The organism is Bacillus sp. SG-1 (assembly GCF_000181495.1).
Classification (GTDB): domain Bacteria; phylum Bacillota; class Bacilli; order Bacillales; family Bacillaceae_B; genus Rossellomorea.
Genome location: NZ_ABCF01000184.1, coordinates 1 through 1,006, shown reverse-complemented (window position 1 = coordinate 1,006; position 1,006 = coordinate 1). Strand labels below are relative to the sequence as shown.

Below are 1,006 nucleotides of genomic sequence, written 5' to 3'. Positions count from 1 at the left end.
ATGCCGCTTAGGCAGTAGAAAGGAGTGACCTTAATGATCACTAAGCCATCTAAAAACAAAACGCGTAAGAAAAGACACGCACGTGTACGTTCTAAGATCACAGGTACTGAACAACGTCCTCGTCTAAACGTATACCGTTCAAATAAAAACATCTACGCTCAATTGATCGATGATGTTAATGGTGTAACTTTGGCAAGTGCTTCTACTGTAGATAAAGAAATCAACCTTGACTCTACTGCTAACGTAGATGCAGCAGCTCAAGTCGGTGAACTAATTGCCAAACGTGCAACTGAAAAAGGTTTGAAATCTGTAGTATTTGACCGTGGGGGTTACCTATATCATGGTCGCGTAAAAGCATTAGCCGATGCTGCTCGTGAAAACGGCTTAGAATTTTAATAAAAAAGGAGGGACATATAGATGCGTCGTATTGATCCAAACAAACTAGAACTTGAAGAACGCGTAGTAACGATCAACCGTGTTGCGAAGGTAGTTAAAGGTGGACGTCGTTTCCGCTTCGCTGCTCTTGTAGTAGTTGGAGACAAAAACGGTCACGTAGGTTTCGGTACTGGTAAAGCTCAAGAGGTACCTGATGCTATCCGCAAAGCGATTGAAGATGCGAAGAAAAATCTTGTTGAAGTACCTATGGTAGGTGGAACGACTCCTCACCAAGTTATCGGTCGTTTTGGTGCTGGTGAAATCCTTATCAAGCCTGCTTCTGCCGGTACAGGAATCATCGCTGGTGGTCCAGTCCGTGCGGTACTTGAACTTGCTGGTGTACAGGATATCCTGTCTAAATCACTGGGGTCCAACACTCCAATCAACATGATCCGTGCTACAATTTCTGGATTAAAAGAACTAAAACGTGCTGAGGACGTAGCTAAATTACGTGGTAAATCAGTAGAAGAACTGTTAGGATAAGGAGGGATAACGATGGCAAACAAACTAGAAATTACCCTCACTCGCAGTGTGATTGGTCGTCCAAAAGATCAACGCGAAACAGTAAAGG

Annotated in this window: 3 protein-coding genes; all 3 read left to right on the top strand. The window is 43.4% G+C overall.

Annotation, left to right across the window (positions count from 1 at the left end):
- Window positions 1-33 precede the first annotated feature (33 nt).
- Window positions 34-396: a 50S ribosomal protein L18 gene (gene rplR / locus BSG1_RS19630; protein WP_006838996.1), complete on the top strand. Its 363-nt coding sequence runs from the start codon at window positions 34-36 to the stop codon at window positions 394-396.
- Between the two features lie 21 nt (window positions 397-417).
- Window positions 418-918, top strand: coding sequence for a 30S ribosomal protein S5 (gene rpsE / locus BSG1_RS19625; protein WP_006838995.1), 501 nt, complete (start codon window positions 418-420; stop codon window positions 916-918).
- Between the two features lie 12 nt (window positions 919-930).
- A partial coding sequence (locus BSG1_RS21040; protein ID WP_332248327.1) for an uL30 family ribosomal protein occupies window positions 931-1,006 on the top strand: 76 nt, incomplete at its 3' end.